The sequence below is a fragment of the Streptomyces sp. YIM 130001 genome, assembly GCF_003574445.1.
Classification (GTDB): Bacteria; Actinomycetota; Actinomycetes; order Streptomycetales; family Streptomycetaceae; genus Streptomyces.
Genome location: NZ_KZ984549.1, coordinates 72,518 through 92,812, shown reverse-complemented (window position 1 = coordinate 92,812; position 20,295 = coordinate 72,518). Strand labels below are relative to the sequence as shown.

General features: G+C 70.1%; 19 protein-coding genes. 12 read left to right on the top strand and 7 right to left on the bottom strand.

Annotated features, from left to right (window positions below):
- The first annotated feature begins 19 nt into the window (after positions 1-19).
- Positions 20-865, top strand: a complete 846-nt coding sequence (locus tag DSC45_RS03545) for a polysaccharide deacetylase family protein (RefSeq protein ID WP_119287013.1) — start codon at positions 20-22, stop codon at positions 863-865.
- A 54-nt stretch (positions 866-919) separates the two neighbouring features.
- Here DSC45_RS03545 and DSC45_RS03540 read toward each other — a convergent pair whose 3' ends face one another.
- Positions 920-1,585 carry a class F sortase gene (locus DSC45_RS03540; protein ID WP_119287011.1) on the bottom strand — a complete coding sequence of 222 codons (666 nt, stop codon included), beginning with the start codon at positions 1,583-1,585 and terminating at the stop codon, positions 920-922.
- A gap of 333 nt (positions 1,586-1,918) precedes the next feature.
- Here DSC45_RS03540 and DSC45_RS03535 point away from each other — a divergent pair, with 333 nt between their 5' ends.
- Positions 1,919-2,404 carry a hypothetical protein gene (locus DSC45_RS03535; RefSeq protein WP_119287009.1) on the top strand — a complete coding sequence of 162 codons (486 nt, stop codon included), beginning with the start codon at positions 1,919-1,921 and terminating at the stop codon, positions 2,402-2,404.
- Between the two features lie 126 nt (positions 2,405-2,530).
- Here the strand turns inward: DSC45_RS03535 and DSC45_RS03530 are convergent, their stop codons facing one another.
- Positions 2,531-3,061 carry a hypothetical protein gene (locus DSC45_RS03530; RefSeq protein ID WP_119287008.1) on the bottom strand — a complete coding sequence of 177 codons (531 nt, stop codon included), beginning with the start codon at positions 3,059-3,061 and terminating at the stop codon, positions 2,531-2,533.
- Positions 3,062-3,420: 359 nt separating this feature from the next.
- Between DSC45_RS03530 and DSC45_RS03525 the strand changes: the two genes are divergently transcribed.
- The 4 genes from DSC45_RS03525 (at position 3,421) to DSC45_RS03510 (ending at position 8,327) form a co-directional block, all read left to right on the top strand.
- The gene (locus DSC45_RS03525) at positions 3,421-4,371 is read left to right on the top strand and encodes an SCO0930 family lipoprotein (RefSeq protein ID WP_119287006.1); all 951 of its coding nucleotides are present in this window, start codon (positions 3,421-3,423) and stop codon (positions 4,369-4,371) included.
- Positions 4,372-4,691: 320 nt separating this feature from the next.
- Positions 4,692-5,504, top strand: coding sequence for an SAM-dependent methyltransferase (locus DSC45_RS03520; protein WP_119287004.1), 813 nt, complete (start codon positions 4,692-4,694; stop codon positions 5,502-5,504).
- Positions 5,501-7,636, top strand: a complete 2,136-nt coding sequence (locus DSC45_RS03515; protein WP_119287003.1) for a putative bifunctional diguanylate cyclase/phosphodiesterase — start codon at positions 5,501-5,503, stop codon at positions 7,634-7,636. Before DSC45_RS03520 ends, DSC45_RS03515 begins: the two co-directional genes overlap by 4 nt.
- Before the next feature lie 148 nt (positions 7,637-7,784).
- A complete protein-coding gene (locus tag DSC45_RS03510) occupies positions 7,785-8,327 on the top strand; it encodes a heme-binding beta-barrel domain-containing protein (RefSeq protein ID WP_119287001.1) in 543 nt (180 codons plus the stop codon).
- An 88-nt stretch (positions 8,328-8,415) separates the two neighbouring features.
- Here the strand turns inward: DSC45_RS03510 and DSC45_RS03505 are convergent, their stop codons facing one another.
- On the bottom strand, positions 8,416-9,306 hold the full coding sequence (locus DSC45_RS03505) for a LysR family transcriptional regulator (protein ID WP_119286999.1): 891 nt from the start codon (positions 9,304-9,306) through the stop codon (positions 8,416-8,418).
- A 96-nt stretch (positions 9,307-9,402) separates the two neighbouring features.
- Here DSC45_RS03505 and DSC45_RS03500 point away from each other — a divergent pair, with 96 nt between their 5' ends.
- From DSC45_RS03500 to DSC45_RS03490, 3 genes are read left to right on the top strand one after another with little or no spacing between them, the layout of a single operon-like run.
- Positions 9,403-10,146: a succinate dehydrogenase gene (locus tag DSC45_RS03500; RefSeq protein ID WP_119286998.1), complete on the top strand. Its 744-nt coding sequence runs from the start codon at positions 9,403-9,405 to the stop codon at positions 10,144-10,146.
- Between the two features lies 1 nt (position 10,147).
- Positions 10,148-12,097 carry a fumarate reductase/succinate dehydrogenase flavoprotein subunit gene (locus tag DSC45_RS03495; protein WP_119286996.1) on the top strand — a complete coding sequence of 650 codons (1,950 nt, stop codon included), beginning with the start codon at positions 10,148-10,150 and terminating at the stop codon, positions 12,095-12,097.
- Entirely contained in the window at positions 12,094-12,840 is a 747-nt protein-coding gene (locus DSC45_RS03490; protein WP_119286994.1) for a succinate dehydrogenase/fumarate reductase iron-sulfur subunit, read from the top strand. Before DSC45_RS03495 ends, DSC45_RS03490 begins: the two co-directional genes overlap by 4 nt.
- A gap of 117 nt (positions 12,841-12,957) precedes the next feature.
- On the opposite strand, the gene DSC45_RS03485 is transcribed toward DSC45_RS03490, so the two are convergent.
- Positions 12,958-13,830 (bottom strand): helix-turn-helix transcriptional regulator, encoded by an 873-nt coding sequence (locus tag DSC45_RS03485; RefSeq protein ID WP_119286992.1) that lies wholly within the window; start codon positions 13,828-13,830, stop codon positions 12,958-12,960.
- A gap of 101 nt (positions 13,831-13,931) precedes the next feature.
- Here DSC45_RS03485 and DSC45_RS03480 point away from each other — a divergent pair, with 101 nt between their 5' ends.
- Positions 13,932-14,516, top strand: coding sequence for a YceI family protein (locus tag DSC45_RS03480; RefSeq protein ID WP_119286990.1), 585 nt, complete (start codon positions 13,932-13,934; stop codon positions 14,514-14,516).
- A 19-nt stretch (positions 14,517-14,535) separates the two neighbouring features.
- On the opposite strand, the gene DSC45_RS03475 is transcribed toward DSC45_RS03480, so the two are convergent.
- Positions 14,536-16,875 carry an ATP-binding cassette domain-containing protein gene (locus tag DSC45_RS03475; RefSeq protein WP_119286989.1) on the bottom strand — a complete coding sequence of 780 codons (2,340 nt, stop codon included), beginning with the start codon at positions 16,873-16,875 and terminating at the stop codon, positions 14,536-14,538.
- 38 nt (positions 16,876-16,913) lie between these two features.
- On the bottom strand, positions 16,914-17,951 hold the full coding sequence (locus DSC45_RS03470; RefSeq protein ID WP_119286987.1) for an LLM class flavin-dependent oxidoreductase: 1,038 nt from the start codon (positions 17,949-17,951) through the stop codon (positions 16,914-16,916).
- Between the two features lie 104 nt (positions 17,952-18,055).
- Between DSC45_RS03470 and DSC45_RS03465 the strand changes: the two genes are divergently transcribed.
- A complete protein-coding gene (locus DSC45_RS03465) occupies positions 18,056-18,547 on the top strand; it encodes a phosphatase domain-containing protein (protein WP_119286985.1) in 492 nt (163 codons plus the stop codon).
- Between the two features lie 60 nt (positions 18,548-18,607).
- On the opposite strand, the gene DSC45_RS03460 is transcribed toward DSC45_RS03465, so the two are convergent.
- Positions 18,608-18,817, bottom strand: a complete 210-nt coding sequence (locus tag DSC45_RS03460; RefSeq protein ID WP_119286983.1) for a dodecin — start codon at positions 18,815-18,817, stop codon at positions 18,608-18,610.
- Between the two features lie 205 nt (positions 18,818-19,022).
- Between DSC45_RS03460 and DSC45_RS03455 the strand changes: the two genes are divergently transcribed.
- Entirely contained in the window at positions 19,023-20,288 is a 1,266-nt protein-coding gene (locus DSC45_RS03455; protein ID WP_240434439.1) for an extracellular solute-binding protein, read from the top strand.
- Positions 20,289-20,295: the final 7 nt, after the last annotated feature.

The window sequence follows — 20,295 nt, the reverse complement described above, 5'->3', positions numbered from 1 at the left end:
GCCGTGCGAGGCATTAGTCATGAAAAACGACGAAAGGCTCCAAGGGCGCAGGACCCTGCTCCGCGGCGGGTTCGCGCTCGTCGGTCTCGCCGTCACCGCCGCTTGCACGAGCGCCAACGGCTCGGGCGGTCCGGCAAAGCCCTCACCGGCCGCCGGCGCGGCCGGAGCCCCGGCCAAGCGGCCGATGAAGCCCTCTGCCTACCGGCTCGAGCCGATGACGGGATACGGCCCCCAGCGAGCGGCCCCGGCTCGTCCGCCCGTACGCAAGGCGCCGATCCTGCAGATGAGCGGCGGCAGCCGCAGCATGGTGCTGACCTTCGACGACGGACCGGATCCGAACTACACGCCCCAGGTGCTCGACATCCTGCGCAGCCATCACGTGAAGGCCATGTTCTTCGTCTGCGGCGAGATGGCCAAGGACAACCCGGACCTGCTGCGACGGATGATCGACGAGGGGCACACCATCGGCAACCACACCTGGTCGCACCCCGAACTCCCGCGCATGACCCGCCGCAAGATCCGCGACGAGATCGAGAGCACCGTCGACGCCGTCGACAAGGCCATCGGCGAGACACCGCGCTGGTTCCGCGCCCCCTACGGCGCGTGGAACCGCGATGTCTTCGAGCTCGGTTCGGAGTACGGCATGGAGCCTCTCGCCTGGACCGTGGACACGCTCGACTGGAGTGAACCGGGCACCAGCAGCATCGTCCGCCGCGTCATCGAGGGGGCCGCACCGGGCGTCGTGGTCCTGTCGCACGACGCGGGCGGCAATCGTTCTCAGACGGTCGCGGCCCTGCGCCGCTATCTGCCCGAACTGCTCTCATCCGGCTACAAGTTGGGCGTGCCCACCCGAGCGACGGTCTGAGCCTTTCGCAGCGCCGGAATCACGCACAAGGGATTCCCCCCCCCGCCCGCATGGTCAGTTGGAACTGACCATGCGGGCGAAGACGACGACATTTCCGTCGTACCCATTGCTCTTGGAGAAACCGCCGCCGCAGGTGATGACGCGGAGTTCCGGCTTTCCTGACGATCCGTAGACCTTGTCGCCGGGGAAGTTGTTCTTGTCGAACACCTCGATCCCGTAGACCTCGAATACGGCGGTCTTTCCGTCTCCGCGGGTCACCTCGACCCGGTTTCCCTTCTCGACCGATCCCAGGCCGTAGAAGACCGCGGGCCCGGCGTTGTTGTCGACGTGACCGACCACCACCGAGGTGCCCTTCTCGCCGGGCGACACCGCACCGGTGAACCAGCCGGCCAGGTTCGCCTGCTCCGGCGGCGGTGCGTCGACGAACCCTTCCGCGTCCAGACCTACCGGCTGGATCGGTGCGTCGACCTGGATGGCAGGGATCTTCACCCGCTGGGCCAGCGAGAAGCCGAGCGGCTTCACATCGGTTGCCGCGGGGGCTTGATTCGTGGTCCGGGTGTCCGTCGCGGCGGCCGAAGCCGGCTGTGGCGGGCCGACGGCGAACTCCCCGGAGCCGTTCCGGATGAGTGCGAGGCCGGTCAGCAGAACAAGCGCTATGACACCCCAAGGGGCGCGCTTCTTCCGCGGTTCCTCCTCTTCGGCGGGCTGGAACGAAGGCATGCGCTCTTCCCCTCTCAACGCGGTGCTCGGCCGCGTCCGTTGTGCATGGAAGAAAGCTAAGTGCCCGCGGACCGGCCTGCGACAGAGCGGGGGCGAAACGGGTGGCGGCCATCCGTGCCGTGCGCCATCCGAGTTGCAGCGCCTCTACAGTTTCTGACGGTCCGTGACCTGCGCCAATTCGGCAATAGCGGGAACGTGTTCGGCGTGTCGCGTCAACCGTACGGCCGATTCCCGAAATGCGGGTTGTCGCAGGTCGCCGGAGGGTCTTAGCGGGAGGCGCTCTCGCCAACTTTCCGGGGAACGTTCCTCGGGGCGCCTGCCGCGGAGGTCCTCATGCGTACAACTCGTACCCTGGCGGTCACAGCTGTCGCCGGTGCGTTCATCGGACTCGCCGCGCCCGCGGCGAGTGCCTGGGACGGGAGTACCATCTCCGTCTCCCCGAGCACGATCGCGCGGGGCGGTACCGCCTCGGTGACGGTCAACGCCCACGAATGCGCGAACGGCAGCGGCAAGGTGTCGTCCAACGCGTTCCCCACCACCCACCTCAAGTCCGGCGGTAGCGGCGGCGTCGCGAATGTGACGATCCATCACAGCGCCACTCCCGGCCCGCACAGCGTGACCGCCACCTGCGGCGGCCAGAGCGTCACCCGTGACGCCGCGCTCACCGTCATCCACGGCGGTGTCCGCGGTGGTCTGGGCGGCAGCTCGAGCACCGGCGCCACCCCCACGGACATCGCGATCGGCGGCGGTCTGGTGACCGCGGCACTGGTCGGCGGCGGTGTCTTCTGGATGCGCCGTCGCGGCGACTCGAAGGCTTGATAGCAGGGGACAAGGTCCGGACGACGTCACCGTCGTCCGGACCTTGTCGTTTCGCGGACTCTCGCTTCGCACGTACGTCGCCCCGGGATCGGCACGGATCCCGGGGCGACGTATGTGCGGGGTGGCTCAGGCGCTTTCCTCGTCGGGGCGCCTGCGGGCCCAGTAGTAGGCGGAGCCGAGAGCGCCGGCGATGAGGGCGCCGCCCAGGGCGATCTCCCCGAGGTCCAGATTCGAGAAGCTGCCGCCGATACCGCCGTTGACACCCTTGTGGTGCGGGGGAGTCGTCGGGTTGCCGCCGCCTCCGGAGGCGATGGTGAGATCCGTGGTGCCCTTCTCGCCGTTGCAGTCGAAGGTCACCTTGTACATCGCGCCGGGCTTGGCGTCCCAGTCGACGTTGGCGGTCGCCGGCTTGCCCTTGTGCACCGTCACCGTGTCGAAGACGCCCGAGCTCGCCTTGACGGCAGAGTCGCATCCGTCGGCCTTGAGGGTGACCTGGCCGCCCGCGGCGACCGTCGACGGGGTGACGCTGAAGCCGAACGAGGTGATGTCGTTCTTGTTCGTCCCCGGCTCTTCGTCGCCGGCCATCGCCGCGGGTGCGGCCAGGGCCAGGGCGCCCGCCGAGAGCAGGGTGACGGCGGCGGCGGATATTGCACGCATCGTGAGTCCTCCGAGTCCCCGAGGAGCAGCCGCGGATCCATTCCGCGTGTGCCGTAATGCACCTCGATGTCCGAAACGCTAGGTACGTAGCGGGAGGGTCGCGATCTTTGTGGGGCGAATGGGGCACGAGGGTGGGCCACGCGGGGGAGAGTTCCAGCCATTCCGGTGTGGCGCGGGGAGGCGGTGCTGGACCGGGCGGGTGGGCGGGTTCCCGGCGCACCCGGTGAACGGCCCGCCGGCCTCGGTCTTCGCGGAAATCTCCCGGGGCATTGAACGCGGCCGCACCCTCGGCGCGTACCTAGGGCCATGTGCGGCGCCTCCCGGCATCGCAGACCTCGGGAAGACAACAGGAGTTGACCATGAACACCTGGCGCAACGCTTCGATCGCCGTGACGGCCGCAGCCGTTCTTGCGCTGACGACGGCGTGCGGTCAGGAGCAGGGATCGGATTCCCCGGACGGTCAGGCTGTGGGCAACGCGGCGCCCGCGGAGGGCGGCTACGACTCGGGCGGGGCGTACGGCTCCGACTCCTCGGCCGCCGGCAAGTCCGGCGCCAAGGCCGCGGGGCAGCTCGCGGTCTGGGAGAGCAAGGAACTCGGCAAGGTGCTGACGGACAGCTCGGGGTTCACCCTGTACCGCTTCGACAAGGACACCGCGAAGCCGCCGAAGTCCGCCTGCGAGGGCGACTGCGCCAAGGCCTGGCCCGCGGTCCTCGCGAAGGGTGCCGAGCCGGCTCCCGGCATCGACAAGTCGCTGCTCGGCTCCGTGAAGGCGCCCGACGGCACCGAGCAGCTGACCGTCGCCGGCTGGCCCATGTACCGCTACGCCGAGGACAAGAAGCCCGGTGACGCCAAGGGGCAGGGCGTGGGCGGCACTTGGTACGCGGCCGCCGCCGACGGCAAGAAGGCGGCTCCGGCCGCCGCGGGTGCGGGCGGGGAAGCGGCCGACCGGCCGGGCCTGTCCACCCGCAACGACCCGAAGCTCGGTGAGGTGGTCGTCGACAAGAACGGCATGACCGTCTACCGCTTCAAGAAGGACTCCGCCTGGCCCATGAAGTCCGCCTGCACCGGCGAGTGCCTGGAGCAGTGGCCCGTCGTCGAGCCGGTCGCGAAGGACGACGTCAAGGGCGTCCTGAAGAAGGGATTCGTCACCTTCGACCGTCCGGACGGTCTCCAGCAGCAGACCATCGACTGCTGGCCGCTCTACACCTTCGGCGGCGACAAGGCGCCGGGCGACACCAACGGCCAGGGAATGGGCGGCACTTGGTACGCCGTCTCACCGCAGGGAAAGCTGATCGGCGCGGCCAAGTAGATCTCGCAGGGCAGGAGATGTGCAGCGCCCCCCACGCTGCGGTGCGTCCGATCGGTCCGGCCCCTCTTCCGTCCCCGCGGGAGAGGGGCCGGCGCTGCGTCGTCGAGGCGGTGGCCGGCCGTCTTCGCATTCACAGGTGCCACACCGCGAGTTCCGCGATCGGACATCTTTCGGAGTCGGGATGCATGTGCACCTGCAGGTGCACATGCCATAGGCAGTGGCTAGATACGGACGAGCAATTTCCGTTTCTGCTCGACCCGTTGGCGGGCGATCAGTAGCCTCGGTTCGAACACCGGATCGCCTACAACCGGGAGACTCTGATGGACCGCCCTTCCTGGGCCCCGCAAGGCGTCGACATCTCGACGCCGAGCGTGTCCCGAATGTACGACTTCTACCTGGGTGGTTCGCACAATTTCGAGGTGGACCGAGAGGCCGCCCGCAAGGCCATGGAATTCCTGCCGGGGATGCCCAAGATCATGCAGGCGAATCGTGCCTTCATGCGCCGAGCTGTGCGGTTCGCGGCTTCCGAGGGCATCACGCAGTTCCTCGACATCGGATCCGGCATTCCCACGTTCGGCAATGTCCACGAGGTCGCGCAGGGCGAGAATCCGGATGCGCGCGTCGTCTACGTGGACCACGATCCCGTTGCGGTGGCACACAGCGAGGTCGTACTCGAAGGCAATGCCGGCGCGGGAATTGTGGCCGCCGACCTCCGAAAGCCCGAGGACATTCTGGGCAGTTCGGCGGTCGCGTCCCATCTGGACCTCGAACGTCCCGTTGCACTCCTGCTTGTAGCTCTCCTGCATTTCGTGGAGGATGCCGACGACCCGTACGGTGCAGTGTCCGAACTCGGCGCGGCACTCGCGCCGGGCAGCCTGATCGTCCTCACGCACGCCGCGTACGACGGGATTCCGCTCCCTGAGCAGCAGGCGGGTGGCGCCGTCGGGGTGTACAAGAACATCCGCAATCCACTGATCATGCGATCGCACGACGAGATCGCACGGTTCTTCGAGGGGTACGAGATGGTGGAGCCAGGTCTGGTGTCGATGCCCGAATGGCGGCCGGACACGCCGCACGAGGACGAGGATCCGTACGCCTTCTCCGGGTTCGCGGGCGTGGGGCGCAAGGCGTGAGTGACACATCCGACGGCCCCGAGGGGCGACTGCGGCGGTTCGCGACGATATGGAGCCGCGCGATCTTCCCCGTGACGGCGACGTCGCTCACCAGACCCGAGATCGAGCTGCAACTGATCCCGTTGGCACGGCAGTTGAGGAACTGCCTGACGGCCCGTGCGTTCGCGCCGGAAGCCGGCCGCGAGGTGGGCGCCGCACTGATCTCGTTCCACTCCACCGACCCCGAGGTGCTCAGCCGCACCCTGGACGCCGTCGACGCCTACCTCGTCCTGTACTGCGGCGGCGACGGGGACGGCGAGGAACTGCGGGCCCGTAGCGCCCGGTTGCAGCACGCGGTCGCGGCCGGCTTCGCGAAGGCCTTGCGCGAGCGCACGCTCGCCGAGCAAGAGGCCATCTCGCGCGCGACCTTGAATGCCCGTCAGATGGTGGCCGAGGCGCTGCACGCGAGCGAGGCACGTTTCCGCGCGGTCTTCGAGGGTGCCGCGATCGGCATCGGCATCGCCGACCTCGACGGCAACCTGATCGAGGTCAACGACGCGCTCAAGCGCATGTTCGGCGGCTCGCTCGACCACAACGGTCGCTCCCGCCCCGTCCAGGAGTGGACCCACCCCGACGACGCCCCCCAGGTCTGGCGGCTCTACGAGGAGCTGGTGCGCGGTGAACGCGAGCACTACCGGGTGGAGAAGCCGTTCTACCGCCAGGACGGCACGGTCCTGTGGACCAACCTCACGGTGTCCCTGCTGCGCGATCCCGAGGACAACCCGCAGTACCAGCTGGCGCTCATGGAGGACACCACCGAACGCCGGCTGCTGAACCTGCGGCTGCGCTACGAGGCCACCCACGACGCGCTCACCGGCCTGCCCAACAGGACGCTGTTCTTCGAGCGGCTCGAGAAGGCCCTGGCCACGTCCGGCGGCCGCTTCGGCCTCTGCTACCTCGACCTCGACGGCTTCAAGGCGATCAACGACAGCCTCGGCCACGCGGCCGGCGACCGGCTGCTCGTCGAGGTCGCCGACCGCCTGCAGTCCTGCGCCACCGCACCCGGCGAGATGGTCGCGCGACTCGGCGGCGACGAGTTCGTCGCGCTCACCACCGGCCCCGACACCGAACGCGAGGTCGACGAGCTGGCCGGCCGGATCCTCAGCATGCTGGCCATCCCCATCCGCATCGAGGGCCGCGAACTCACCGTCCGCGGATCCATCGGCATCGTCGAGGGACTGGCCGGCGAGCGAAGCGCGGCCGAAGTCCTGCGCAGCGCCGACATCACGATGTACCGCGCCAAGTCGGCAGGCGGCAACCGCTTCGAACTGGCCGACCCCGAGGTCGACCGGCGCACCATCACCCGCCACGGACTCACCACGGCGCTGCCCGCCGCCCTCGACCGCAGCGAGTTCTTCATCGAGTACCAGCCGCTGGTGCACCTCGCCGACGGCAGCGTCAGCGGCGCCGAGGCGCTGGTGCGCTGGTCGCACCCGCAGCACGGCGTGCTCGGACCGGACCGCTTCATCCCGCTCGCGGAGCACACCGGGCTGATCGTTCCGCTCGGCCGCTGGGTGCTCGAAGAGGCCGTACGCCAGACCCATGAGTGGCAGCAGCGCCATCCGGGTGCCGGCCCGCTGCGGATCAACGTCAACCTCTCTCCCTGCCAGCTGTACCACCCCGGACTCGTGGCCGACACCGTGGACACCCTGGAGCGGATCGGCCTGGAACCCGGCGCCCTCTGCCTCGAAGTGACCGAGTCCGCGCTGATCGGTGCCGACGACGACCTGCTCAAGCCGTTGCGCAGGCTCGCCGAGATGGGCGTCGACATCGCGCTCGACGACTTCGGCACGGGTTACTCGAACCTGGCCAATCTGCGGCGCCTGCCGGTCAGCGAGCTCAAGCTCGACCGGTCGTTCACCCAGGGCATGCAGCAGTACCCGGCCGACCCCGTCGACACCAAGATCGTCGAAGGCATCGTGGCCCTCGCCCACAGCCTCGGCCTCTCGGTGACCGTCGAGGGCGTCGAGACCGCCGCCCAGGCCGACCAGCTGCGCCGGATCGGCTGCGACACGGCCCAGGGCTGGTACTACGCCCGTCCCGGCCCGTGGGACCACCTGCACCAACTGGCCCTGGTGGACGCTACGGGGTGAAGGGGACGGGGCCGTGTCCCGCGGCACGCCCTAGGCTTCGAGGACGACGAACTCTCCGTTCGGGGACGCACCACGCTCCCGGTGGGACGCCCCGATCGGAGCTGGTTCGACGCCCTCGAAGCCCGCACCGAACCAGGAGCACGCCACCGTGTCCGAAGCTGCAGCGACGCCCCCGTACCCCGACTCCTTCGGTGCGGACGCCGCGCCCTCCCCGCACCCGCTGCTCGCCCCCGTGGCCTGGCTCCTGGGTACCTGGTCCGGGCAGGGGCGCGGTGAATACCCCACGCTCGCCGAGGACTTCACGTACGCCCAGCAGGTCACCTTCAGTCACGACGGCCGGCCCTTCCTGCAGTACGAGGCCCGGGCGTGGATCATCGATGCCGAGGGCGCACCGGTGCGCCCGGCCGCGCGGGAGGCCGGCTGGTGGCGGCTGCAGGCGGACGGCAGGGTGGAGGCGCTGATCAGCCAGCCCACCGGCATCGTCGAGATCGCCTCCGGCGCCGCCACCGGGGAGGCGGTCGAGCTGGCCACCGGCGATGTGGCCCGCACCCCCACCGCGAAACAGGTCGACGCCAGCCACCGCAGTTACGCCCTCACGGCCGACGGCACCCTGACCTTCACGCACGCGATGGCCGCGGTGGACCAGCCGCTGCAGCACCACCTCGCAGCCCGTCTGGTCCGCGCGCGCTGACTCCGCGTACGGGACACTTCGGCGCGGTCGCCGCAGCGGTGAACCCGAGCATCGTTGTGCTGCCGGCTCACCACGGCACCGCAGGCGACTATGACGCCCCGTCGAGCAGCAGTGCCTGGAGTTCGCGGGCCGCGCGCGGCGGGGCGACGTCGCTGCGGTGGGCGAGGGCGATGGTGCGGTGGAGGCCGGGGCGGGCGAGCGGTGTCACGCGCAGGCCGCTGCCGGCCCGCCGGGCGACCATGCTCGGCACGACAGCCATGCCGAGGCCGGACCGCACGAAGCCGAGTACCGCGTCCATCTCGCCGCCCTCGACGGCGAAATCCGGTTCGAATCCCGCGGCGTGACAGGCGGCTACGGTGAGTTCCCGCAGGTCGTAGCCGTGCCGGAACATCACGAGCCGTTCGCCCTGCAGATCCGGGATCCGGACCGTCCCGCGCGAGCCGCCCGGCGCCCGCACGTCCGGTGACGACACCACCACCAACTCCTCGCGCAGCAGTTCGTGCGTGATCAGGGACGGTGCAGGGCTGGGCAGCGGCAGCACGACCAGGGCCAGGTCCAGGCTGCCGCGGGCCAGCTCGCGCACCAGGTCGTGCGAGCCGCCCTCCTCGATCAGGAGCCGGATGCCGGGGTACCGGTCGGAGTACGCCCGCAGCACGTCGGGCAGCAGCCCGGTGCACAGACTCGGGGTCGCACCGAGCCTGACCCGGCCGCTGCGCAGCTGCACCAGCTCCTGCACCTCCTGCCGCGCCGTCTCGGCGTCCGCGAGGATCCGGCGGGCCAGCGGCAGCAGGGTCTCGCCGGCGTCCGTCAGCGCGATGTTCCCGCGTGCGCGGCTGAACAGCTCGGCGCCCAGCTCCCGTTCGAGCGAGCGGATCTGCTGGGACAGGGAGGGCTGGGCGACATGAACCTGTTCGGCGGCCCGGGTGAAGTGCTGGGTCTCGGCCACCGCGACGAAGTACTGGAGCTGCTGGAGCTGCATACGACGATCATAGGCACGCACGATAGGTACAGGCTATGGAAATGAGCTGCTCCATGTCTTGGACCTCTCGGGACCTTGGGTTCTACGGTCAGCTCCATGGCATTGGAAACGCGGGCGGAGCGTACGCCGTCGAAGGGGACCGGGACGCGGCAGCGTCCCGTGAGGGGCGGCCCGCGCGGGCTCTGGGACTCCACCCTCGGCAAGAAGGCCGTGATGGCCGTCACCGGCTTGGTCATGCTCGGCTACCTGGTCGCCCACATGCTCGGCAACCTCAAGATCTTCTTCGGCTCCGACGAGTTCAACGGCTACGCCCACTGGCTGCGCACCATGGGCGCCCCCGTACTGCACTACGAGTGGGCCCTGTGGCTTCTCCGCGTCGCCCTCGTCCTCGCCGTCGTCGGCCACGCGGTCGCCGCCTACCAGCTGAGCCGCCGCGACATCCGGGCCAGGCCCACCAAGTACGCCCACACCAGGCGCCGGACGAGCTACGCGACCCGCACCATGCGCTGGGGCGGAGTCATCCTCGCCCTGTTCATCGTCTGGCACCTCCTCGACCTGACCACCGGCCACGCCCACCCCGGCGGCTTCCAGGAGGGGCACCCGTACCAGAACGTCGTGGACACCTTCTCCACCTGGTACGGCAACGTCATCTACATCGTCGCCGTGCTCGCCATGGGCCTGCACGTACGGCACGGCTTCTGGAGCGCCGCCCAGACGCTCGGCGTCGGCAACGCCACCCGCGACCGGATCCTCAAGACCGGCGCCAACCTTCTGGCCCTGGTCCTGACCGCCGGCTTCGTGTCCGTACCCGTGGCCGTGATGACCGGATTGGTGAACTGACATGAGCTCCTACGCGTCCTACAGCACCGGTGAACCCATCGCCGACACCAAGGCCCCCGACGGCCCCGTCGCCGAACGCTGGGACACCCGCCGCTTCGAGGCCAAGCTGGTCAACCCCGCCAACCGCCGCAGCCACACCGTCATCGTCGTCGGCACCGGACTCGCCGGCGGCTCGGCCGGGGCCACCCTCGCCGAACAGGGCTACCACGTCGTCCAGTTCTGCTACCAGGACTCCCCGCGCCGCGCCCATTCCATCGCCGCGCAGGGCGGCATCAACGCCGCCAAGAACTACCGCAACGACGGCGACTCCGTGCACCGCCTCTTCTACGACACCGTCAAGGGCGGCGACTTCCGAGCCCGGGAGTCCAACGTGCACCGGCTCGCCCAGATCTCCGTCGAGATCATCGACCAGTGCGTCGCCCAAGGAGTGCCCTTCGCCCGCGAGTACGGCGGACTGCTCGACACCCGCTCCTTCGGCGGCGTCCAGGTCTCCCGTACGTTCTACGCCCGCGGCCAGACCGGACAGCAACTGCTGCTCGGCGCCTACCAGGCACTGTCCCGTCAGATCGCCGCGGGCAACGTGGAACTCCACCCGCGTACCGAGATGCTCGACCTGATCGTCGTCGACGGCCGGGCCCGCGGCATCGTCGCCCGCGACCTCGTCACCGGGAAGATCGACACCTACTTCGCGGACGCCGTCGTCCTCGCCAGCGGCGGATACGGCAACGTCTTCTATCTGTCGACGAACGCCATGAACTCCAACGCCACCGCCGTCTGGCGCGCCCACCGGCGCGGCGCCCACTTCGCGAACCCGTGCTTCACCCAGATCCACCCCACCTGCATCCCGCGCACCGGCGACCACCAGTCGAAGCTCACCCTGATGAGCGAGTCACTGCGCAACGACGGCCGTATCTGGGTGCCCAAGGCCAAGGGAGACACCCGCCCGGCCCGGGAGATCCCCGAGGACGAACGCGACTACTACCTGGAGCGGATCTACCCCGCCTTCGGCAACCTCGTCCCGCGCGACATCGCCTCACGCGCCGCGAAGAACGTCTGCGACGAGGGCCGCGGAGTCGGACCCGGCGGCCAGGGCGTCTACCTGGACTTCGCCGACGCCATCGCACGGATGGGCCGCAAACAGGTCGAGGAGAAGTACGGCAACCTCTTCGACATGTACGCCCGGATCACCGCCGAGGACCCCTACGAGGTGCCGATGCGGATCTTCCCCGCCGTGCACTACACGATGGGCGGACTCTGGGTGGACTACGACCTGCAGACCACCGTGCCCGGCCTGTTCGCCATCGGCGAGGCCAACTTCTCCGACCACGGCGCGAACCGGCTCGGCGCCTCCGCCCTCATGCAGGGCCTCGCCGACGGCTACTTCGTCCTGCCCTCCACCATCAACGACTACCTCGCGCGGCATCCGCACCAGGACCCGGTCACCGACGCCCACCCGGTGGTACAGGACGTCGTCGCCGAGACCGAGGACCGCCTCCACCTGCTGCTCGCCGTCGACGGCGACCGCACGCCCGACTCGTTCCACCGCGAACTGGGCGAACTCATGTGGGAGTTCTGCGGAATGGCCCGCACCGAGACCGGCCTGCGCAAGGCCCTCGACCGCATCCCGCAGATCCGCGAGGAGTTCTGGCGCCGCATCAAGGTGCCCGGCACCGGCGAGGAGTTCAACCAGTCGCTGGAGAAGGCCAACCGCATCATCGACTACCTGGAGCTCGCCGAGCTGATGTGCCTCGACGCGCTGCACCGGGCCGAATCCTGCGGCGGCCACTTCCGCGAGGAGTCCCAGACCCCCGACGGCGAGGCCGCGCGCCGCGACGAGGACTTCTCGTACGCCGCGGCCTGGGAGTTCACCGCTCCCGGCGAGGCGCCCGTCCTGCACAAGGAAGACCTCGTCTTCGATTACGTCCACCCCACTCAGCGGAGCTACGCATGAAGCTCACCCTGCGCGTCTGGCGCCAGCCGGCGGCCGACACGGACGGCGCCATGACCACCTACGAGGTCGACTCCATCTCCCCGGACATGTCGTTCCTCGAAATGCTCGACACCCTCAACGAGGAACTCATCCTGCGCGGTGAGGACCCCGTCGCCTTCGACCACGACTGCCGCGAGGGAATCTGCGGCGCCTGTTCGCTCGTCATCAACGGCGATGCGCACGGCCCGGAGCGCACCACCAGCTGTCAGCTGCACATGAGGTCCTTCCAGGACGGCGACACCATCGACGTCGAACCGTGGCGGGCGGCCGCCTTCCCGGTGGTCAAGGATCTCGTGGTGGATCGTTCCGCGTTCGACCGGATCATCCAGGCCGGCGGCTATGTCAGCGCACCGACCGGCTCGGCCCCCGAAGCGCACGCGACCGCAGTGCCCAAGGCCGACGCCGACTTCGCCTTCGAGCACGCCGAGTGCATCGGCTGCGGCGCCTGCGTCGCCGCCTGCCCCAACGGATCGGCGATGCTCTTCACCTCGGCCAAGGTCAACCATCTCGGCGTCCTGCCGCAGGGTGCCCCGGAGCGCGAGACCCGCGTCCTGGACATGGTCGACCAGATGGACGCCGAGGGCTTCGGCGGCTGCACGCTGACCGGGGAATGCGCGACGGCCTGCCCGAAGGGCATCCCGCTGCCCTCGATCGCGGCGATGAACAAGGAATGGCTGCGCGCGGCCCGCACATCCCCGCGCTGAGCAGCCGCCCGAGCCCCGGGGAGCCCCGCTCCCCGCACGAAACGGGGCGGTTGACCCGAAGGTGGTGCTCCGGGTCAACCGCCCATCGGCTGCGGGGTGTTCAGGCACCCGGCGTACTCAGTCACCCACCGCCCGCAGCACCCCCGGCCCCCGGCCCTCCAGACGGTCGAGGGCGGTCGCCGTGGCCTCGTCGGCAGGCAGCTGTGCGACCAGGTACTGGCCGTCCGACTCCGGCAGGGTCAGCGACTCGAACGCGAACCGGAGACCGCCGACCGTCGGATGCTCGACACGCTCCTCGCCGGTCTCCGTGACGATGCGGATCGGTGCGGCGATCCGGTCGGTGAAGGCGGCACCCGCCGTGATGGACAGTTCGGCGACCAGCTCCGCGAGCTGCGGATCCTCCTTCGCCACATCGAAATGCAGGGCGGCGACCAGCCGGTCGGCGACCTCGTCCCAGTCGGGGAAGCCCTGCCGTGCGCGTGGATCCGTGAACAGGTACCGCAGCATGTTCGGGTGTTCCGGGTCGAGCAGACCGAGCGGCCGCATCAGGCGCTCGTAGGCCCGGGTGTACGCGACGACGTCCCCGAACCAGTTGAGCACGACCGCAGGTGTCGGCTCGAGCCGGTCGAGGAGGCGCAGCACCGTCGGGCGGGCCTCGCGGGCCGGCTGCGGGACGGTGGAGCACAGGAACGCGCTGTCGGCCGTCTTCAGGAGCCGGCGCAGATGGGCCCGGTCGTCGTGCGGCAGCTGCAGCGCGTCACAGAGCGCCCCGAGGACCTGGGGCGAGGGATTGCGGTCCCGGCCCTGCTCGAGGCGGGCCAGGTATTCGACGCTGATGCCCGCGAGCATGGCGAGCTCCGTGCGGCGCAGACCGGGGGTGCGGCGGCGTACTCCCGGCGGCAGACCCGCGCGCTCGGGGGTGAGGGCCTCGCGCCGGGCGCGCAGGAACGCCCCCAGTTCGTTGCCGTGCGTATCTCGGTTTCCGCTCACGCCTTCGATCGTACGGAAGGAGGGTGCGGCGAGGGTGGCCCTGTCACTACCCGTCTGGGGCGGGCCTTCCTCGGCCGGCGCGCAGGGGGCACGGTCGAGGCATGACCACCACCGAATCACGCAACTCGAGCGACACCCTTCCGCTGCCCGCCGGGCGCTGGGGTTTCGACCCCTTCCACTCCGCGGTCGGATTCACCATCCGCCACCTGGGCATCTCCAAGGTCCGCGGTCGGTTCAACGACCTCGAGGCTGAGCTGGTCGTGGGGGAGAGCCTGGAGACCTCCTCCGTGTCCGCCACCGTGGACCTGGCCTCCGTGGACACCGGCAACGCCGACCGGGACGCCCATGTGCGGGCCCCCGATCTGCTCGACGTGGCCAAGCGGCCCACCATGACCTTCCGCTCCACCCGGATCGCCCAGGCCGACGAGGACTGGACGCTCGAGGGCGACATCACCATCGGCGACGTGACCCGCCCCGTGACCTTCGACGTCGAGTTCGGCGGGCTCGTCGACATCCCCATGGACGGCAGCAGGCACGCCGGGTTCGATGCGCACGGCGAGATCCGGCGCAGTGAGTTCGGGCTCGATTTCGCGCCCGGAATGCTCGGCGACGTCATCAAGATCAACCTGGATGTGCAGTTCGTGGAGCCGAAGCCGGAGGCGGCGGACACCGAGTCCGACGCCTGACCGCCGACCCGCCCACTACTCAGCTCTGCAGCCGGGCCGCCAGGTAGTGCGCGGTCCGGCTGTCGGCCACTGCGGCGACCTCCGCCGGGGTCCCGGTGGCGACGACGTGTCCGCCCTGGTCCCCGCCGCCCGGACCGAGGTCCACCACCCAGTCCGCCCCGGCCACCACATCCATGTCGTGCTCGACCACCACCACGGAGTGCCCGGCGTCGACGAGGCCGTTCAACTGCCGCATCAGCACCTCGACATCGGCCGGGTGAAGTCCCGTCGTCGGCTCGTCCAGGACATACAGGGTGTGGCCGCGGCGTACCCGCTGAAGCTCGCCGGCGAGCTTGATGCGCTGCGCCTCACCGCCGGACAGTTCGGTCGCCGGCTGTCCGAGCCGCAGATAGCCGAGCCCCACGTCGAGCAGCGTGCGCAGGCTGCGCAGTACGGGGGGAGTGTCGGCGAAGAACTCCGCCGCGGCCTCGACGGTCAGTGCGAGCACATCGGCGATGGAGTGGCCGCGGTGGTGGACCTCCAGCGTCTGCGGGTTGTACCGCGCGCCCTTGCAGTCCGGGCAGGGGGTGTACGTACTGGGCAGGAAGAGCAGCTCGACCGTGACCGCGCCCTCGCCCTGGCAGGTCTCGCAGCGCCCGCCCTTCACATTGAAGGAGAACCGCCCCACGCCGTAGCCGCGGGCGCGTGCCTCCGCGGTGGAGGCGAACACCTTCCGCACCACGTCGAAGAGGCCCGTGTAGGTGGCCAGATTGGACCGCGGAGTACGGCCGATCGGTTTCTGATCCACCCTCACCAGGCGTCCTGCACCCGGGAGTTCCTCGTCGACACAGTTCATCAGGGTGGACTTGCCCGAACCCGACACGCCGGTCACTGCCGTCAGCACCCCGAGGGGCAGGTCCACGGAGACGTCCTGCAGGTTGTGCCGGGTGACCGGGCCGATCTTCAGGTGTCCGGCCGGCGTTCGTACGGTCCGGACCGGCGCCGGCCCGCGGTCGAAGAGGAACCGGCGGGTCCGCGACTCGGGCACCTCGGCCAGTCCCGCCACCGGCCCGCTGTGCAGCACCCGGCCGCCGTGCTCGCCGGCGAGCGGCCCGACGTCGACGAGCCAGTCCGCACGCCGCATCACGTCCAGGTGGTGCTCCACCACGAACACCGAGTTCCCCGCCGCCCGGAGCCGGTCGAGCACGGTCAACAGAGCCTCGGTGTCGGCCGGATGGAGGCCTGCGGACGGTTCGTCCAGGACGTACACCACTCCGAAGAGACCGGACCTCAACTGGGTCGCCAGGCGCAGCCGTTGCAGTTCTCCGGCCGAGAGGGTGGGCGTCGTCCGGTCCAACGACAGGTAGCCGAGGCCGAGTTCACGCACCACCTCGATGCGTGCGACCAGATCGCCGGTCAGGACCTCCGCGGTGGCGTCGCCGGCCGCGGAGGCCAGTAGGTCCGCGAGTTCGGCCAGCGGCAGCGCGGCGAGTTCGGCGATCGTCCGCCCGGCTACGGTCACCGCCATCGCCTCGGGGCGCAGCCTGCTGCCGCCGCAGACGCCGCACGGCGCGCTCTCCAGGAAACGCTCGGCGCGGGCCCGCAGCGTCTGACTGCGCGAATCGGCGAACGTCTTCATCACATGGCGCCGCGCGCTCATGTACTTGCCCTGGTACGGGCGGTGGATGCGGCCCGCCTCGCGCACCGGATGCACCGTCACCACCGGCTGCTCGTCGGTGAACAGGATCCACTCCCGGTCGGCCGCGTCGAGCTCGCGCCACGGCCGGTCCACGTCGTAACCGAGCGCCTCCAGTACGTCGCGCAGGTTCTTGCCCTGCCAGGCGCCCGGCCAGGCGGCGATCGCGCCCTGCCTGATGGAGAGTGCGGGATCCGGCACGAGCGACTGCTCGGTCGTGCGGTGCACCAGACCGAGACCGTGACACCCCGGGCACGCGCCCGCCGCGGTGTTGGGGGAGAAGGAGTCGGAGTCCAGGCGCTCGGCCCCCGGTGGATAGTCACCCGTGCGGGAGAACAGCATGCGCAGCGAGTTGGACAGCGTGGTCACGGTGCCGACGGACGATCGCGAGCTGGGAGTGGAACGCCGCTGCTCGAGCGATACGGCGGGCGGCAGCCCCGTGATCTCACCCACCTGCGGCGCCCCGACCTGGTGGATGAGCCGCCGGGCGTACGGAGCGACGGACTCGAAGTAGCGGCGCTGCGCCTCCGCGTAGATCGTCCCGAAGGCGAGCGACGACTTGCCCGAACCGGAGACCCCGGTGAACGCCACGAGCACATCGCGCGGGATGTCGACGTCCACAGCCTGCAGGTTGTGCTCACGCGCCCCGCGGACGCGCAGATAGGGGTCGTGCGGGCTGTCCATCGGCTCTCCGGGGCGACTGTTGGGCAAACTCCACGATTCTAGGCACCCTGGCCCCTCGCAACGCGGGGGCCGTCGAGACCAGCAAGCCGGGCCAGCCGACTGTACGAGTCGAGCAGCGCCGCCCGGTCGTACGAGGAGGTGGTGACCAGGACCTCGGCGGCGTCGGTGGCCGTGATGAGGTCCTCGAGCCGGGCGTACACCTCGTCCGGTGTGCCGTGCAGCTGGCCCCGCAGCCCCGACTCGAAGAATTCGCGCTCCTTGTCGGTCATGGTCCGGCTCTCCGTCGCCTCGGCCGGCTCGAGGGGAGGGAAGACCCCGTGCGTACGGGAGTACGCCATCGACCACGCCTCCGGTACGAGGAGCCGCCGCGCCTGCGCCGCCGTGCCGGCGACCGCCACATTGCCCGAGATGATCACCTCGGGTCCGGCGGCCCACTGCGAGGGCTTGAACGCGTCCCGGTACCGTCCGACCGCCTCGACCATGCGCGTCCGGCTGCGCAGATCCCCGATCACCAGGGGGAGCCCCGCCTCGGCCGCCACCGTCGCGCCCTCGCCCATGGCCAGGACGTACGCAGGGATGCCGAGCCCCTCGGCCGGGTGGGCGTGCACCTGCGGAAAGTCGGTCTGGGTGCCGGTGAGGAATCCGAGCAGGGTGCGCAGCTGGTCGGCGAATGCGTCGGCGCCCTCGCGGTCCACGCCGAGGGCCCTGCGGATCCCGCCGGTGAAGCCGACGGAACGGCCCAGGCCCATGTCGATCCGCCCCGGGAACAGCGAGGCGAGCACGCCGAACTGCTCGGCGACCACGAGCGGCCGGTGATTGGGCAGCATCACGCCGCCCGTGCCGACCCGGATCGTCGAGGTGGCTCCCGCGACCGCGGCTGCGAGCACGGTCGGAGCCGATCCCGCCACTCCGGGAACGCTGTGGTGCTCGGAGACCCAGAAGCGGTGGTAGCCCAGCTCCTCGATCTGCTGGGCGAAGCGCACGGTGTCCCGCAGGGCAGCGGCCGTCTCCTGGCCGGCGCGAGTGCGGGAACGGTCGAGTACGGAGAAGCGGGTGCGGCTGATCACGGAGTTCACACCACCTTCAACGCGCGGGAGCCAAGAGGATTCCCGGGCGCAGGGAAGGCCGCGGGTCGCCGGGTGCGCGGAGCCCCCGGTCCGCCACGGCCTACGCTGGAGCCATGGACGACGCGGCGCGGCCACCCCTGGCTCTGTTCGACCTGGACAACACGCTCGCCGGCACCGCACACCGGCAGCACTTCCTGGAGCGCAGACCGCGCGACTGGAAAGCCTTCTTCGCCGCGGCCCCGGACGACCCGCCCCTCGCCGAAGGCGTCCGGCTCGTGCACGCGAACGCGACGGACTGCGAGATCCAGTACCTGACGGGCCGGCCGGAGCGCTGCCGGGCCGACACGAGCGCCTGGCTGGAGCGGCAGGGCCTCCCCGCCGGGCGGATCTGGATGCGCGGGGACCGCGACCGGCGGCCCGCACGGCAGACCAAGCTCGACGTCCTGCGACGCCTGTCCCGAGTGCGCGAGGTCGGGATGCTGGTGGACGACGACGAGCAGGTCTGCGACGCGGCGGAAGCGGCCGGGTTCACGGTCGTGCGGGCACGGTGGGCGGTGCGGTCCGCGGACCTCGCGGATGCGCAGGAGCGGGAGGGGCGTACCTGACCGGGGCCCGACCCCGAACCTGCGATGGGGAGCCCCGGCCGTTCGTCGGCCCCTGCAGGGCTATTCCTCCAGCCGGAATCCAAGCTTCAGCCCGACCTGGTAGTGCTCGACCGCCCCGTCGACGATGTGGCCGCGGACTTGCGTCACCTCGAACCAATCGAGGCCGCGTACGGTCTGCGACGCCCTGCTGATCCCGTTACGGATGGCCTGGTCGATTCCGTCCTGCGAGGTTCCGACGATCTCGGTGACCCGGTACGTGTGGTCGGACATGGAGTAGTACTCCTTTCGCTCGGTGACTCCACCGTGCCCCAACTGGCGCCCGACCGCGAGGCGATCGGGCAGGTCCCGGGGTTCGAAGGGTTGACCGATCGAATTGGTCCATACCAAAATCCAGCCACATACCCGGGCGAGCGCCTTTCGCTTCCCCCCATGCCGGGCTGCCGCCCCTTGCCCCGCATGCCGAAGGTGATCGCCCGTGAAGAAGAGACCGTTCGCCGTCCCCCTCGCCCTGGCATCGCTCGTGGCCCTGAGCGGTTGCGGGCTGTTGCCGGGTGGCGACGGGGACACCCGGACCGTCACCGTCTGGCTGATGAAGGGCAGCGCCACCCAGGCGTTCGTGGACCGCTTCACGACCGACTTCGAGAAGCGGCACTCCGGTGTCGAGCTGGAGGTGAAGTTCCAGGACTGGTCGGGCATCGGCGAGAAGATCACCCGCGCCCTCGACACCGACGAGGCCTCCGCGCCGGACGTGATCGAGGTCGGCAACACCCAGGTCGCGCAGTACGTCGATCACGGAGGGCTGCTCGACCTCACGCTCGAGTCGATGCGCGAATGGGGCATGAAGGACTGGCTGCCCGGTCTCGCCGAACCAGGTACGCACGACGGCGCCCAGTACGGGATCCCCTGGTACGCGGCGAACCGGGTCGTGATCTACAACAAGGACCGCTTCGCCGCCGCCGGAATCAAGGAACCGCCTGCCGACCGTGCCGAGTGGGCGGCCCTCACGAAACGCCTCAACACCGGGAAGAACCAGGGCATCTACCTGGCGGGCCAGGACTGGTACACGCTCGCCGGGTTCATCTGGGAGGAGGGCGGCGACCTGGCCGAGGAACGCGACGTCCGCTGGAAGGGATCACTCCACAGCCCGGAAGCGCTGCGCGGCATGGACTTCTACGAGCGGCTGCAGGCACTCGGCGACGGACCGAAGGACGCCGACGAGGAGACCCCGCCCCAGGCGGAGGTGTTCGCCGAGGGGGATGTCGCCCAGATCATCGCCGTACCGGGCACCACCAAGGCGATCGAGGAAGCCAACCCCGAACTCGAAGGGAAGATCGGCTACTTCGCGGTGCCGGGCAAGAAGGCGGACAAACCCGGAGCCGTCTTCACCGGCGGCTCCGACCTGGTCGTCCCCGAGCGCACCGACCAGCGCGACGCCGCGGTGAACGTCGTCGCCGAACTGGCCGGCAAGAAGTGGCAGACCGACCTCGCACGGACCATGAACTACGTGCCCAACAAGACCACCCTGTCCGGCGTGGTCGGCGCCGAGGAGGGAGTCGCCGCCATGGCCGCCGGTGCGGCCGAGGGCCGCGCGACCCCCAACTCTCCCCGCTGGGCCGCCGTGGAGGCCGACAACCCGATCAAGCGGTACATGACGGCGGTCCTCACCGGCGGCGACCCCGCCCGCGAGGCCCGCAAGGCATCAGCCCGCATCACCGAGGAGCTCGACCACACCCGCGGCTGAACGGTCT